Source organism: Paenibacillus sp. FSL R5-0914 (assembly GCF_038004525.1).
Classification (GTDB): Bacteria; Bacillota; Bacilli; order Paenibacillales; family Paenibacillaceae; genus Paenibacillus_AQ.
Genome location: NZ_JBBORH010000001.1, coordinates 1,179,415 through 1,193,206 on the forward strand (window position 1 = coordinate 1,179,415; position 13,792 = coordinate 1,193,206).

The 13,792-nt window shown below is 45.9% G+C and carries 12 protein-coding genes; 5 read left to right on the forward strand and 7 right to left on the reverse strand.

The window, feature by feature from the left end:
* Positions 1–97: 97 nt before the first annotated feature.
* From MKX60_RS05135 to MKX60_RS05145, 3 genes are all read right to left on the reverse strand, one after another.
* The gene (locus MKX60_RS05135; RefSeq protein WP_042192733.1) at positions 98–790 is read right to left on the reverse strand and encodes a response regulator; all 693 of its coding nucleotides are present in this window, start codon (positions 788–790) and stop codon (positions 98–100) included.
* Between the two features lie 16 nt (positions 791–806).
* Positions 807–2,483, reverse strand: coding sequence for a GAF domain-containing sensor histidine kinase (locus MKX60_RS05140; RefSeq protein WP_341059219.1), 1,677 nt, complete (start codon positions 2,481–2,483; stop codon positions 807–809).
* Positions 2,484–2,629: 146 nt separating this feature from the next.
* The gene (locus tag MKX60_RS05145; RefSeq protein ID WP_076284917.1) at positions 2,630–4,021 is read right to left on the reverse strand and encodes an MATE family efflux transporter; all 1,392 of its coding nucleotides are present in this window, start codon (positions 4,019–4,021) and stop codon (positions 2,630–2,632) included.
* A gap of 263 nt (positions 4,022–4,284) precedes the next feature.
* Here MKX60_RS05145 and hxlA point away from each other — a divergent pair, with 263 nt between their 5' ends.
* The 3 genes from hxlA to MKX60_RS05160 all read left to right on the forward strand — a co-directional run bounded on the left by hxlA (position 4,285) and on the right by MKX60_RS05160 (position 5,945).
* A complete protein-coding gene (gene hxlA, locus MKX60_RS05150; protein WP_076284916.1) occupies positions 4,285–4,917 on the forward strand; it encodes a 3-hexulose-6-phosphate synthase in 633 nt (210 codons plus the stop codon).
* A gap of 7 nt (positions 4,918–4,924) precedes the next feature.
* Positions 4,925–5,482, forward strand: coding sequence for a 6-phospho-3-hexuloisomerase (gene hxlB / locus MKX60_RS05155; protein WP_341059220.1), 558 nt, complete (start codon positions 4,925–4,927; stop codon positions 5,480–5,482).
* A gap of 85 nt (positions 5,483–5,567) precedes the next feature.
* Positions 5,568–5,945: a winged helix-turn-helix transcriptional regulator gene (locus tag MKX60_RS05160; protein ID WP_036682121.1), complete on the forward strand. Its 378-nt coding sequence runs from the start codon at positions 5,568–5,570 to the stop codon at positions 5,943–5,945.
* A gap of 95 nt (positions 5,946–6,040) precedes the next feature.
* On the opposite strand, the gene pepT is transcribed toward MKX60_RS05160, so the two are convergent.
* The 4 genes from pepT to MKX60_RS05180 form a co-directional block, all read right to left on the reverse strand.
* The gene (pepT, locus tag MKX60_RS05165; protein ID WP_341059221.1) at positions 6,041–7,273 is read right to left on the reverse strand and encodes a peptidase T; all 1,233 of its coding nucleotides are present in this window, start codon (positions 7,271–7,273) and stop codon (positions 6,041–6,043) included.
* 96 nt (positions 7,274–7,369) lie between these two features.
* Complete coding sequence (locus MKX60_RS05170; protein ID WP_339799324.1) at positions 7,370–8,023, reverse strand: sortase; 654 nt, start codon at positions 8,021–8,023, stop codon at positions 7,370–7,372.
* Between the two features lie 31 nt (positions 8,024–8,054).
* Positions 8,055–9,158 (reverse strand): hypothetical protein, encoded by a 1,104-nt coding sequence (locus MKX60_RS05175; protein ID WP_341059222.1) that lies wholly within the window; start codon positions 9,156–9,158, stop codon positions 8,055–8,057.
* Positions 9,159–9,633: 475 nt separating this feature from the next.
* On the reverse strand, positions 9,634–10,647 hold the full coding sequence (locus MKX60_RS05180) for an LLM class flavin-dependent oxidoreductase (protein WP_081382673.1): 1,014 nt from the start codon (positions 10,645–10,647) through the stop codon (positions 9,634–9,636).
* Between the two features lie 254 nt (positions 10,648–10,901).
* On the opposite strand from MKX60_RS05180, the gene MKX60_RS05185 reads away from it, so the two are divergent.
* Positions 10,902–11,906, forward strand: a complete 1,005-nt coding sequence (locus tag MKX60_RS05185; protein WP_076297981.1) for a LacI family DNA-binding transcriptional regulator — start codon at positions 10,902–10,904, stop codon at positions 11,904–11,906.
* A gap of 332 nt (positions 11,907–12,238) precedes the next feature.
* The gene (locus MKX60_RS05190) at positions 12,239–13,663 is read left to right on the forward strand and encodes an ABC transporter substrate-binding protein (protein WP_042194681.1); all 1,425 of its coding nucleotides are present in this window, start codon (positions 12,239–12,241) and stop codon (positions 13,661–13,663) included.
* The last annotated feature ends 129 nt before the right edge of the window (positions 13,664–13,792 follow it).

Here is a 13,792-nt window from a genome sequence, read left to right on the forward strand (position 1 = left end):
ATTTGTTGACGTCAGCACATGGAATGAACCTGCATAATAAAAACGCTCAGCCATTGTGCTGAGCGTCTAAGACTATAGTTGTAGATGAGCTGTGGCGCTATGAGTTGTAGCCGCTTTTCAATGCAAAAATGGCAGCTTGAGTCCGATCCGATAAGTTCAGCTTTCCCAGTACATGACTGACATGTGTCTTAACAGTCTTCTCGGTGATGACCAGCTTACTGGCAATCTCTTTGTTGCTCATACCTAGTGCAATGAGGTCTAACACTTCCTGCTCTCGCGGAGTAAGAAGCTCAGATCCGGTGATTGTAACCGATGTAGTACTGGATCCATTCAGATCTGAGTTGCTAACATTCAGTTGTTCTGGTGTAGAAGCTGCCATTAGATTCATCAGTTGGCTGGCAGCTGCGGAATGCAGCTCAACTTGACCACTGTGTACCTTGCGGATGGCGACTACCAGCGCTTCTGGTTCTATGTCTTTTAGCAAATACCCTTTGATCCCTACGCGGATAGCAGGGAGTACATGATCCTGATCTGAAAAGGAGGTCAACACAATGATTTTGACCTGTGGATGGGAGACCCGCAGCTGTTTAGCCGTCTCGATGCCGTCCATAACGGGCATGTGCAAATCCATTAATATGATATCCGGCTGGAGCTCAGCCGTTCTCTCTAGTGCCTCGCGGCCGTTCGACGCTTCTCCGATAACCTTGATGTCCGGTTGTGTCGAGAGAAACACTTGTAGCCCTCGACGAACCATTGCATGATCGTCAACCAGTAATAAACCTATTGTCATTTGTGATCACCCGACTTCATGTGGATTGGAGGGGCAAAGGGATGGTTACCTCAACCGTTGTGCCTTGGTGCTCCTCACTGTGGATCTGAATATGGCCGTAGAGCGCCTCGGCTCTTTCCTTCATAATATGCAGGCCGAGAGATTCATTGGTGTCTGTGTTACAGCGCCGTTTGGCACCGCCCTTGCCCTGATCGGCAATGCTCAGTATCACCTCGGTAGCGTTCAAAAGTAGAGATACTTCAGCTTTAGAAGCACCGGAGTGCTTTCGTACATTATTAAGTGCTTCTTGACCAATGCGCAGCAGTCCTTCTTCCACATTGCGGGGAAGTTCGAGTACACTGCTGCGTTGAGTCTGTATTAACAGCCCTAGTTGCTGACCATGAGCCTGCAGCGCGGTCAATAACCCGGCTTCCAGTCCTGCAGGGCGAAGCTGCATGATTAAAGCACGCATTTCTTTGAGTGCAGATTGAGAGAGCTCTTGAATATCGCGGACAGCCTCAGCAGCCGGATGGGAGATGTGCTCTTGCTGCAGCATGCTTTCTACACCTTTGGCCGTCATCGAGAGGGAGAACAGAATCTGGTTCACCGAGTCGTGGAGGTCACGGGCCAGTCGATTCCGCTCGTCCAGACGCGCGATTTCGCGGCGCTTCTCTCCGAGCTGTACACTTTCCAGTGTAGCTGAAATATGCTCGGCAATCGCTTCGAGTACTTCTCCATCTGCGGTTGCGGAGGCGAGTGCTTTAGGCGAGGTGATGAGTAGAATGGCTGAACCATGTGCAGTAATCTGCCGAAAGGGGACGGCAAGCATTACAACTCGCTCTGTAACAGGCTGTTCGGAACAGCATGAGTTCGTAATTTCCTGTTCTTCGTCAGAGGTTAATGTTGCGAAGCGCTGTCCTTTTGCAATATCCCTTAGACGATTCTTAAAGGAATAAGAGAGCTCAAAAGGGGCTAATTCAGGTGTTATATTAGCTGCATGAGCGGCTGCATGTACTTCGAATTTGCCCGCGTGTTGTCCAATAATCGCTGCAAAAGGCCAATCGAAATATTGGCCAATCAGGGCGGTGGTTTTCTCCACCAGAATGCTTGGGGAGATGCATTCACTAGCCGTTATATTCAAAGCAGCGCTGAACTCCCCTAATTTGGCGTACAGATTGGCACGGCGCTGCTCGGTGCTATATAACTGCATGCGTTCAATGGCACTGCCAATTTGCAGGGCCACGGATTGTAGCAGAGCCAGCTCACTGTCGGGGTAATGTGCTTTGCCCGGTGCAGCTACATTCATAAGTCCTAGGTAGCGATCGCCTGAATGCAGCGGGATAGTGGCGTGGTGGGTGATCCCTAATGTATCGCCCCAGTTATTTTGCCTGGCATTACTCAGCCGCTTGCAGTTTAGAATGTTAACAGCATGCTCTAGCCGTCCGTCCCATAGGCGATCTAAGCACCAGCAGCTTCCACACTGCATCGGCTGTTTATTGTCCCGCTGCAGCGCTGGCGGTAAACCCCGATCTGCGGCGAATTCATACTCCATATTCTCTTCGCTCAGGAAGATCCAGCCTGCCGTATTTCCTGTTAGATCTAACAGCTTGCCCATAACTGTATCGAGCATCGGTTTGAGCTCATTGGAACTGTTTAAGGTCTCCGCAATCGTCTTGAGCGTCAATAACTCGTGGATCCCGGTTTCTTCCGACATGAGGTTCTCCCCTTTAGATTAATTACGTTCTATCTATTGTAACGTAGAATGCTTCATTCATTCTAAAATTTTGTAATCATGAAGCGACAAAAAAGGTGGACCCTTAAGATCTGGTATGACCTTAGAGAACCACCTAAATAAATTCGTTAATTTACAGCTGCAGGGGTAGTGGAAGGCGCGCTGTGTTCTACATCATCGTGCTGAATCAGTCCATGTTTCTCCCAAGCTCGACTCTTCCAGCGGAAATACATAATGACAGCTCTTGTCCACTCATCAGCCGCAGTGGCAATCCACACACCGGCTAATCCTAGGTTAAGCTGGAATACCAGAAAATAGCCAAGGGGTAAGCTCATACAGACCATGGAGATCAGTCCCATATATACTGGGAACTTCGCATCGCCCGAGGCGCGTAGTGAGTTAATGATGACCAAATTAGTTGTACGCCCGGTCTCTAGGAAGAAACTAAGCAGTATAACCTGAGCCCCCATCAGAATAATGTTCTCGTTGTCTGTGAAGAGGCCGAATAGCGGTACCCGGAAGACGATCACAAGCACATCTATTACTACTGTGACCAGAAGTGCCCACTTCACACTGGTGAATACACGCTTATAGGCCTCCTTGGGACGTCTAGCTCCCACCAGATGTCCTACGATAATGGAGGTTCCCATAGAGACGGCTACACTGAATAAATAAATATAATTGGAAATGTTGAGCGCATATTGACGAGTGGCCATAGCCTCGGCGCCCAGATAGGTAATATACAGCGTGAATACGAGCTGACAAGATTGATAAATAATCGATTCAAACGCGGACGGGATGCCGATTTTGAGAATTTGCTGCACATATTTTTTGGAAAGATGAATGTAGTAGGTTAACTTCACCCGTACCTCCATCACTCTGTAGAGCAATAAGAAGAAAATAATAAGACAGATAAACCGACTGACAACCGTTGAGATAGCTGCACCTTCGACACCTAACGCTGGAAGTCCAAAATGACCATAGATGAGTAAGTAGTTACCCACCACGTGAATGATGTTCATCAGCAAGGATACGACCATCGTCTGTTTAGTGAAACCGTGCGTACGGATTGTGGTCGCCAGAGCATTGATTAATGCTTGGAGAAAAATACCGCCCCCGACAATATGTATATAGGATTTAGCGTAAACGAGAATATCCCCTTTTACATTCAGGGCAGTTAGTAGAGTCCCTCCGAATATCAGCAAAAACGTACTTAGGAGAATTCCTACTAACAGGTTTAGGGTAATGGCATTGCCGGTCACTTGAGCGGCTTCCAGAGGTTTTTTGGAACCGAGGTATTGGGAGACCACAATCGCTGCGCCGTTACCAATTACACTGAGAACTAAAATAGCCATCGCGATAATCTGATTCGCTGCGCCAACACCCGATACGGCATCGTCCGATACGGAGCTGATCATAAAAGTATCCACACTGCCCATGAGCATAAATAGGAACAGTTCCAGGAATATCGGCCAAGTTAGTTTTACAAGGTTAAATTCTTGGTGATTATTGTGCTTCATTGTACACCTTCTTACATCATGATTAAATTGCTGTTATTCCATAAACAAACTGTAATGTTAGCACAGCTTTCATGAAAATGCAGTACTTTTACAAAAATATGACAAAAGGTTGTTAATGTCTGCAAAGATAAAGCTGGCAGCAGCACATTAGTATCCTCCAGGTAACTACATCACAATAAAGTGCCTACTTCCCTTAAAGGATGTAAGGATCTACAATTTGTACATGACTTACTAAAATATATTAACAAGGAGTGCAAATAAATATGAAATTGCAATTAGCATTGGATCTAGTGGATATTGCGGGAGCGAAAGAGATTGTCTCAGAGGTTGCTGAATATATAGATATCGTTGAAATTGGAACACCTATCGTTATTAATGAAGGCTTGCATGCGGTGAAAGCAATAAAGGAAGCTTTTCCTGCTTTGACAGTATTGGCTGATTTGAAAATAATGGATGCTGGTGGATATGAAGTGATGAAGGCGGCAGAAGCTGGTGCTGATATCGTTACTGTGCTTGGTGTATCTGATGATGCTACCATTCGGGGTGCGGTGGAGGAAGCTAAGAAGACGAATAGAGAGATTCTGGTTGACCTGATCAATGTAAAAGATATTAAGTCAAGAGCAGCTGAAGTAGACGCACTTGGCGTAGACTATGTCTGCGTACACTCTGGATATGACCATCAGGCGGAAGGGAAAAATTCTTTTGCAGATTTGAATGCAATTAAAAGTGTGGTTAAACAGGCTAAAACCGCTATCGCTGGGGGTATCAAGCTAAGTACGCTTCCGGAAGTTATTGCAGCGAATCCTGATCTTGTTATCGTTGGCGGAGGCATTACGGGTGAGGCTGATCAAAAGGCCGCAGCGGCAGAGATGAAACGTCTAGTTAACCAGGCTTAAGATTACAATGGACACATTGAAATATGCGCAGCAAATTATAGAGGAGCTTCAGCGCTCCATTTCTCAGCTTGATCATCAAGAGGCTGAACGAATGGCTGAACTGCTTCTTCAGTCGAATAAGGTATTTGTGGCCGGGGCTGGTAGATCAGGATTGATGGGACGAGCTTTTGCAATGCGACTCATGCATGTCGGTAAAGAAGCGTACGTCGTGGGAGAAACGGTAACCCCGGGTATTGAGCTTGGTGATGTGCTTGTGCTCGGTTCGGGTTCAGGAGAGACGAAGGGGCTGATCTCTATGGCAGAGAAGGCCAAAGGAGTAGGTGCAGAGGTTATTGCCGTTACGATTGCGCCGGACTCGACCGTCGGACGTTTAGCGAGCTATGTAGTGAAGCTGCCGGGATCTACAAAAGATCAGACCAGCGGAGGCTACAGCACGATTCAGCCAATGGCTTCTTTATTCGAACAGACGATGTTAGTCTTTTACGATGCAGTGATTCTGCGGATGATGGAGAAGACGGGGCAGACGACTAAGCAGATGTTCGGCAAGCATGCTAATTTAGAGTGAGAGTACAGAAACGAATGCCTTCCTAGTAAGGAGGTTATTCGTTTTTGTGTTAGTATGACAACAGGAGAGAGGAGGCGCTTTAGTTATGGCAACCGAGATTAAAGATCGCATCAACTTGAAGGAAATTAACTGCGAGAAGGAACTGACGCTTGCGGTGATTGGAGGCAAATGGAAGCTGATAATCCTGTGGCATCTTGGGCTTGAAGGGACAAAGCGGTTCAGTGAGCTGAAGAAGCTAATTCCTCATATCACGCAAAAAATGTTGACCAATCAGCTTCGAGAGCTTGAAGAAGATCAGTTGGTTCTTCGGAAAGTGTATGCCGAGGTTCCTCCAAAAGTTGAGTATTCTCTGACTTCATATGGACAGAGTCTGCTTCCCGTCCTTCGATTGATGTATGATTGGGGTAAGAATTACGGGGAAAACGTGATCTGGAAAGACACGCCGCCGGAAGAAAGATGCTAATCGAATAGACTTTGAACATTAATAATCCCTGAGAGGTCTGAATCGACCTTTTCAGGGATTTTTTGTATTCAATATGGAGTGACGTGAATTACGATTTAGGCTTTTTGTTCGAACAGCTTGGCGATCTCGACGATTACGTTTACCGCTTTTTCCATGTTGTCAGCAGAGGCGTATTCGAATTTACCGTGGAAATTTTCGCCCCCCGTGAAAATATTAGGTGTAGGTAAACCCATGTAGGAAAGCTGTGAGCCATCTGTTCCCCCGCGAATCGGGCGGATGATCGGTGTGATGTTCAGATTCTCCATCGCCTCATGGGCAATATCGACAATATGACGCACCGGTTCGATTTTTTCGCGCATGTTGTAATATTGGTCTTTCATTTCAAGCACGATGTTCTCTTCACCATGGATGCTCTTGAATTCATCTACGATGGCAGAAAGAAAGGCTTTACGTGCCTCGAATTTCTCGCGGTCGAAGTCACGAATGATATATTGAAGCTTGCTGAATTCCGGTGTGCCTTCTATGGAGCTAAGGTGGTAGAAGCCATCATAACCGTCTGTGAATTCTGGAGCTTCCTCAGCAGGGAGTCTAAGGTGGAGCGCCATAGCGATTTTTGCGGAATGAATCATTTTTCCTTTGGCAGTACCGGGATGTACATTGACGCCGTAAACCGAGATTTTGGCTGATGCAGCATTAAAGCTTTCATACTCTAGTTCACCGAGTGGGCCTCCGTCCACAGTGTAAGCATAGGAAGCATTAAAAGCAGCTACATCAAATTTATGAGGTCCGCGGCCGATTTCTTCGTCCGGTGTGAAGGCAACTCTAATCTTGCCATGTTTGATTTCTGGATGCTGAAGAAGGTAATTCATAGCTGTCATAATCTCGGCAATACCGGCTTTATTGTCTGCGCCAAGCAGGGTGGTACCATCGGTTGTAATTAATGTATGGCCTTTATATTCTGCCAGCTCTGGGAAGCTCGCTTTAGACAATACAACATTTAATTCTTTGTTCAAAAGAATATCTTTGCCATCGTAGTTCTCCACGATCTGTGGCTTTACATTTGTTCCTGTGAAATCAGTTGCTGTATCGAGATGTGCCAAAAAACCAATGGTCGGAACATCCTTCTCCGTATTGGCTGGGAGTGTAGCCATGACATACCCATGCTCGTCCACCTGCACTTCATCCATGCCGATCTCCTTGAGCTCTTCGACCAGCTTGTGGGCCAGCACCATCTGCCCCGGAGTGGACGGACAAGTTTCATTATCCTCGTTCGATTGGGTATCCATTTGAGCATACGAAATAAACCGTTCTACAACCTCTTTTTTCACTGTGGGTCATCTCCTCATTACTGTTGTATCTATATAGTATCACTTTCCATATCCGGTCTCATCCCTGAGGAGGAAGATTAAGAGTTAAGATTAGCTTTAATGACGCAATATTTCTTGCTTCACTAGCTTCGCTGAAAGTAAATACCGGTCCGGTGCTGACCCCACGTATGAAAAAGGATAACAGGTGATCAAGGTAAGAATAGCCTTATCGCTTGGTTTTATTGCGCCGCGTTCAGTCCCGTCTACAATCGTGCTGCCTGTCACTTCATAGGTGAACGTACCGTCCATGCTTTCCAGTTCGATTAGATCTCCTGCGACAAGTTCTCCTAGATTGCGGAATACGGTATCACGGTGTCCAGCAAGCACGCTATTACCGATGGCGCCGATGGCTGCGCTACCTATATAGTGTCCAGCTCCTTTTTTTAATTCAGGGCTTTCCGTACCCTCCAGAATAGCCACCTTCTTATTTAAGGTGGGGAAGCGGATTTCTCCAATCACTTCACCCTCTTTATAGGAGGGAGGAGAAGATGGTTGTTCTTTTGAAGAACTGACCATTCCCTTGGGGAGAGGGTTCTCTTCATTTGAAAGGGGGCGGGCGATGGCTTCCTCCCTCTTTTTTGCCCAATCATTTAGGGCCTGCTTGGCCTCGATGGGTGCTTTGACGACTTGGACGATCGAATAAATCAGCACAACTAAAGAGAGTATGAAGATTAGCTTCACGGTTAATAAAACACCATTACGCTTCTTCATACTCTCTCCTCCAGACTTATATTACTAAATGTTATTCTTTCTTCGATTTCAATCTGCGCATGATGATCACGCTGAGTACCGCAATAGCTAAGCTGGCCAGAATTAAGTTATACCAAGGCTCGGCGGTATTTGGAAGCTCGTTGCCTGCCTCTGGTGCTCCCAAAGGAATGTCGCCGTCAGGTAAGGCTACCTCATCGCTTGGCTGAGGTGTTGCACTGGTGGTTTGACTACCAGCACCTGGTGACGCTGCAGGTGTAGGCTCATTACTGCTTCCGCCCATTGGAATCGGTTCTTCAGTAACGCTTATTTCATCGACTGCAGGCGGTGAAGCCGTAGGTGTAGGCGATGGTGTTGCTGTTGCTGTTGGAGGCACTGACTGACCTGGTGTTACGACAGCTGTAGGTGAGGCAGTAGTCGTTGGTGAATCCGTAGGTGTTGTGGTTGGTGCAACCGTAGGTGACGGTGAAGCTTCAGGTGTAGCTGCTGGTGTTTCAGTAGGTGTTTCAGTAGGTGTTGTAGTAGGTTCAGTTGTTGCTGTTGCTGTTGCTGTTGCTGTTGCTGTTGCTGTTGCTGTTGCTGTTGCTGTAGGTGATGGATCAGGTGTAGGTGCAACCGTCGCTGTTGGCGTTGGCGTTGGCGTTGAAGTAGGCTCGGTGGTTGGACCTGGTTCTCCGGAAGCGGAGAATTCAAAAGCTACGGTCGTGGCCTTCCCTTGATATTCGTTGCCGGCTTCCCATGGGAAGGTTACATCCATTTGAATTACACTCTTCTCTCCTCCAGCAAGTGAACCGATAGTTACTCTGCCAGCAGCCTCACTCATCACTCCCGAATAGATGATTACTCCCTCTTTTTCGAGTGTCATTTGGAGAATATTGTACAATTCTACGTCTCCAGAGATGAATTTAAAGTCCACAAAGTAATCAAAGCCTTCTGTGCCATCATTAATAATCGTGTACTCTGAGCTCATTTCGTCACCGGGCTTCATATTGTTCATGGTGGCTGTGCTCGTGGTATGAGAATTCACAGTAAGCTTAATGGTATCCTGAGCGCTTACCCCTCCAGCGTGCCATATTACTCCTACCAGAATAATCAGAACGTAAGCAGCTATGAAGACCGAATGGTATTTCTTCTTCACTTTCTTTGCTCCTTTCTCCTGAGCCCATTGTAGCTGTTGAAAAACAAAATCTGCGGGCTTCCGGCAAAATTCTCCGTTTTAAACGATTATTCCATTCTACATTGTCGAAATAAGTGGTATTGTAAAGTACCACTCTTTCATTTGTGGGCGGAATCTTTCTGAATGAACGGAGAAAGAGGGCATAGCCAAAATACAAATCGTTCGTTATAGCGAATATATAAAGTATAATCAAAATGATATCCAAAGAAAAATGATGTATTACAACTAATTAGATCATATTTGCTTAAATAATAAGTATATGGTCTGTTTATCTGTTGATTTCTCTCTATATCTCTTTATTTTTATGTTTTTTAATATCTTATTAGTGTTTTATTAAGAACGTTTTCGAAAACAAAACAAAAAAGGCAAGACGAATATCTGAAACGGGAGAATTCCCGATACTCAGATAACGTCCTGCCTTGTTAAGACTGCAATCTTACAGTTCTTTCATAGCCTCAGCTACAATTTCATAGGAACGAAGACGAGCTTCATGATCATAAATCCCTGCGGAGATAATCAATTCATCTGCTTGTGTCTCTTTCAGAATGTCTTGAAGTCTTTCTTTAATCACTGCTTTATCGCCAGAGAAAGAATAACGCTGCTTATCGAGCATGATTGCTTTTTCTTGTACCGTCCATAGCCCATCCATACTCTCAACGGGTGGTTGTAGCTTGCCTGTACGCCCGCGGATGATATTGAGGAACTGCTGCTGCTGCGAGGTAGCTAGCTTTCTTGCCTCATCTACGGTATCGGCTGCTGTAACCCCTAGTCCGACCATAACATAAGGTTTGTCTAGTACTTCTGATGGACGGAAATTACTGTGGTATATGTGCAGCGCCTGAAGTAAATACTCAGGTGCAAAATGGCTGGCAAAGGCAAAAGGCAACCCTAGCTTGGCTGCTAGCTCAGCACTAAAGCCGCTGGAGCCTAAGAGCCAGATGGGAACATTTAAGCCTTCCCCAGGAACCGCGCGTACTCCAGCTGGGCGCGATCCTGCTCCTGCAGGGTCGAAGTAAGCTCTTAGCTCACTTAGCTGCTCAGGGAATTCACTGCCATCGCTTCCGAGCCCGCGACGCAGCGCACGGGAAGCTGGTTGATCAGATCCGGGTGCTCTGCCCAGTCCAAGATCGATCCGTCCCGGATATAGAGATTCGAGAGTCCCGAACTGTTCGGCAATAACAAGTGGTGCGTGGTTGGATAGCATAATGCCACCAGAGCCAACACGTATACTTTGGGTGCCACCAGCAATATGTCCGATCAAGAGTGAGGTAGCAGAGCTGGCAACTCCGATCATATTATGATGTTCAGCGAACCAATACCGATGATAGCCCCACTTCTCAGCGTTCCGAGCTAAATCTAGAGAGTTATGAAAAGAGTCTGCCGCGGTCCCTCCTTCCACAATAGAAGCTAGGTCCAGTACGGAGAATCGAATGTCACGAGGTTGTTTCAATGTTATCCCTCCTATAATAAATGCTCTATGCTCATAGAGCAGTATTTGTAGCTACGAATATCGCTACTCGGATAGTATACCATGTAATAAAACTATATACACACTTTAAGTAAGTTGTTTATCTTCCGAGTGAAGAAAGAGGAGGAAAGATGAATTTTTAAAATTATGTAAGCGCTTCAAAAATTCTATTGTTATTTCCAATCGGGCTTGCTATAATCACATCGAAAAGTTCCCTAAAAAAGGAAGTTATCATTATGAAGCCAACCATAAGAGATGTTGCCAGAATGGCCGAGGTGTCGATTAGCACAGTGTCACGTGTTATGAATGCACCGAATTCGGTAGTGGAGAGCAAACGGAATCGAGTGATGGAGGCTGTAGAACGATTGCGGTATCAACCTAATTCATTTGCACGTGGTTTGATTTACAAGAAGTCCTTTACACTGGGCCTGCTTATTCCGGATATTGAGAACCTGTATTTCGCAGGGGTGATTCGGGGGATGCAGGATGCTTGTATCAAGCTTGGGTATAGTCTAATGATCTGCAATACGGACCGTGACAAAGAACGACTACTGTCCTATATTGATAACTTCCATGAGAAGCAGGTGGATGGAATTGTATTCGCCAGTGATTTTCTTTACCCTGAGTATCATGACAAATTGGTCGGTTGTAGAATTCCATTTGTGCTAGTGTCCTCGCATTCCGATGAGTTCGACATTCCAAGTGTGGAGGTGGATGATGAAGCGGCTGCCTATGATGCGGTAAAGTTCCTGATTGATTTAGGCCATAAAGACATTGGTATGATTGGTTTTAACCATGATAATTCCGTATCAGGACCACCACGCTATGAGGGATTTGTAAGAGCACTAACAGAGTCAGGGCTACAGCAGAATATTGTGAAGAGCAAATATGCCAGTCACCGGTTTGAACATGCTTATCAAGCTGCGCACGAACTATTTACGGATTACCCTGAGCTAACTGCTGTTTTCTGTGTTGCTGATGAATTCGCGATGGGGACGATTTCTTATCTGAAGGATCGTAATATTCTTGTTCCGGGTCAGGTATCCGTGATTGGGTTTGATAATCTAAGGATGTCGGGTATGTTCATCCCGAAGCTAACTACGATTGCACAGCCAATTTACGAGTTAGGGTATCGTGCGGCCGAGAAGCTGCATGAATTGCTTACAACAGGTGAAGTGCAGGTATTGAATGAGAAGATGGAGCATAAGCTGATTGTGCGGGAATCTACACGAGAAAAATAGGAGTAGTTCACTTTTGTACCACCCTTTGAAAAGCTTTTCAGAATTCAGCGCTCGTCTTAAGCAACATTTGAATATTTGCTTAGACAATAAAAATAATTTTTACCAAAACATTTCAAATACAGATTGGAAACGCTTACTTCATGTGATACTATAACAAATGTAAGCGCTACAATTAATTGGAATTTGTGATTGGATTCTTTTTTAGTATAGATCCTTAGATTCTGAAAAGCTTTGCAAGGAGGTGATCTGCTACAAGCTGCTTATACATGCCAGGGTACCGGATGATTGAGTCAGAAGCAATCTCTAAAACCATTAAAGGGGATGTACAAAAGATGAAGAAAACCTCAGGACGTAAAAAGTCATTGGCTTTAGTGCTGTGTTTATCCTTCACTATGATGCTGAGCGCATGCGGCGGAGGCAATAACAACAATGCAGCGCCTACAGATCCACCTGCGGCGACTACCAGCCCAACAGCAGATAACACTGAGAAAGCTACAACTGCTCCTAGCACCGAGCCATCGGGATCTCCGCTAGAGCTAGCCATGAAGGGCGACTATAAAGGAACTAAAGTAACGATGTTTGGCCCCTTCGTAGATGCTGACCAAGTGAAATTTGAGAATAGTATTAAAGAGTTTGAAGAGAAGACAGGAATTGATATTCAATACGAGGGCTCAAAAGAGTTCGAAGCTACGATAAACATTCGAGTAGACGGTGGAAATGCTCCGGATATCGCTGATTTCCCGCAGCCGGGACTGCTAGCCTCGATTGCTAAGACTGGCAAGGTTATCGATTTAACTAACGTGCTGGATCAAGCCAAATTGACGGCTAATTACAACAAGAGCTGGCTTGATATGTCTAATATGGACGGGAAAGACGGCAAGATCATGGCGGGGATCTGGAACCGCAGTAACGTAAAGAGCTTGGTCTGGTATCCAAAAAAGCAATTTGATGAAGCGGGCTACAAGGTTCCTGAGACATGGGATGAGATGATGGCTCTGACGGAACAAATTGCGAAAGATGGTGATCCTGCTTGGGCTATTGGAATCGAGAGTGGTGCTGCAACAGGCTGGCCGGCAACAGACTGGGTAGAAAACATAATGCTGCGCACAACTACACCTGAGAACTACGATAAATGGGTAAAAGGTGAGCTGCCATTTACCTCTCCAGAAGTGAAGAATGCAGTTGAAACCATGTCGAAAATTTGGCTCAACAAGGATTATGTCTATGGTGGTGCAAAATCCATCGTGACGACATCGTTCGGGGATGCCCCAGCACCAATGTTCAATAATCCTCCTAAAGCATGGTTTAATATGCTCGGCAACTTTATTACAAGCTTCTTCCCTGAAACCGCAAAGGTTGATGTAGATTATGATTGGTTCTACCTGCCGCCTATTGATCCTCAATATGGTAAACCAGTGCTAGTTGCTGGCGATATTTACGCGATGTTCAACGATCGTCCTGAAGTTCGTGCAGTTATGGAATTCTTTACTACAGGAGAATCCATTAAGACCTGGGTGCAATCGGGCGGCGTAATTGCTCCAATGAATGATGCTTCCCTGGATTGGTATACCTCAGAATCCGATCGCCGGATGGCGAAGCTGGTTCAGGATGCTTCCACGCTGCGCTTTGATGGCTCTGACCTGATGCCGGGCAAAGTGGGCGCAGGTACCTTCTGGAAGGGGATGACCGACTACGTAAGTGGTACTGCGACGCTGGATCAGGCGTTGGAACAAATCCAGTCTGGCTGGAACAACTAACCTAATATTGAAAGCACACAGTTAAAAGAGGGGCAGCGAGATTTGAAGGTTCTCTGCCCCTCTTTTTGTTTTCCAAAGCGTGAGTATAGGAGGAGCTGGAGCTAATATGGGTGGACAATCACAACTACA

Excerpts from the sequence above, each read along its gene's own strand:
- MKX60_RS05135 (WP_042192733.1), bottom strand. The coding sequence starts at position 790 with ATGACAATAGGTTTATTACTGGTTGACGATCATGCAATGGTTCGTCGA.
- MKX60_RS05140 (WP_341059219.1), bottom strand. The coding sequence starts at position 2,483 with ATGTCGGAAGAAACCGGGATCCACGAGTTATTGACGCTCAAGACGATT.
- MKX60_RS05145 (WP_076284917.1), bottom strand. The coding sequence starts at position 4,021 with ATGAAGCACAATAATCACCAAGAATTTAACCTTGTAAAACTAACTTGG.
- hxlA (WP_076284916.1), top strand. The coding sequence starts at position 4,285 with ATGAAATTGCAATTAGCATTGGATCTAGTGGATATTGCGGGAGCGAAA.
- hxlB (WP_341059220.1), top strand. The coding sequence starts at position 4,925 with ATGGACACATTGAAATATGCGCAGCAAATTATAGAGGAGCTTCAGCGC.
- MKX60_RS05160 (WP_036682121.1), top strand. The coding sequence starts at position 5,568 with ATGGCAACCGAGATTAAAGATCGCATCAACTTGAAGGAAATTAACTGC.
- MKX60_RS05170 (WP_339799324.1), bottom strand. The coding sequence starts at position 8,023 with ATGAAGAAGCGTAATGGTGTTTTATTAACCGTGAAGCTAATCTTCATA.
- MKX60_RS05185 (WP_076297981.1), top strand. The coding sequence starts at position 10,902 with ATGAAGCCAACCATAAGAGATGTTGCCAGAATGGCCGAGGTGTCGATT.
- MKX60_RS05190 (WP_042194681.1), top strand. The coding sequence starts at position 12,239 with ATGAAGAAAACCTCAGGACGTAAAAAGTCATTGGCTTTAGTGCTGTGT.